Below are 875 nucleotides of genomic sequence, written 5' to 3' on the forward strand. Positions count from 1 at the left end.
GTCGCCTCGTCCGCGCCCTCCACCGGCTATTGCAACACGATGGGCACCGCCACGACGATGAACTCGCTGGCCGAGGCGCTGGGCATGTCGCTGCCCGGCTCGGCGGCGATCCCCGCGCCCTATCGCGACCGGCAGGAGGTGGCCTATCATACCGGCCGCCGCATCGTGGCGATGGTGGCCGAGGATCTGAAGCCGTCCGACATCATGACGCGCGATGCCTTCCTCAACGCCATCGTCGTCAACTCGGCGATCGGCGGATCAACCAACGCGCCGATCCACCTTGCCGCCATCGCCCGGCATGTCGGCGCGGAACTGGCGCTTGATGACTGGCAGACCCACGGCCACAAGGTGCCGCTGATGGTGAACCTGCAACCGGCCGGCGAATATCTGGGCGAGGATTATTACCATGCCGGCGGCGTGCCCGCGGTGGTGGCCGAACTGATGAAGCAGGGCCTGATCCACGAGGACGCGATGACCGCCAACGGCAAGTCGATCGGCGACAACTGCCGCGACGCGACGATCGAGGACGAGCGCGTGATCCGGCCGTTCGCCACGCCGCTGGTGGGCGAGGCGGGATTCATCGTGCTGCGCGGCAACCTGTTCGATGCGGCGATCATGAAGACGAGCGTCATCTCGCCGGAATTCCGCGCCCGCTATCTTTCGAACCCGGATGACCCGGAGGCGTTCGAGGGGCCGGCGATCGTGTTCGACGGACCGGAGGACTATCACCACCGCATCGACGATCCGGCGCTGGGCATCACCGACAGCCACCTGCTGTTCATGCGCGGCGCCGGGCCGATCGGCTATCCCGGCGCGGCCGAGGTGGTGAACATGCGGCCGCCCGCCTACCTGATCCGCGAGGGCATCCACGCCCT

Annotated in this window: 1 protein-coding gene; it reads left to right on the plus strand. The window is 67.7% G+C overall.

The window, feature by feature from the left end; genetic code table 11:
* Positions 1-875: dihydroxy-acid dehydratase domain-containing protein (locus FOY91_RS21405; protein WP_203234673.1), on the plus strand; the 875-nt coding region annotated here is incomplete at both ends.

This window comes from Alterirhizorhabdus solaris (assembly GCF_007785815.1).
Taxonomy (GTDB): domain Bacteria; phylum Pseudomonadota; class Alphaproteobacteria; order Sphingomonadales; family Sphingomonadaceae; genus Alterirhizorhabdus; species Alterirhizorhabdus solaris.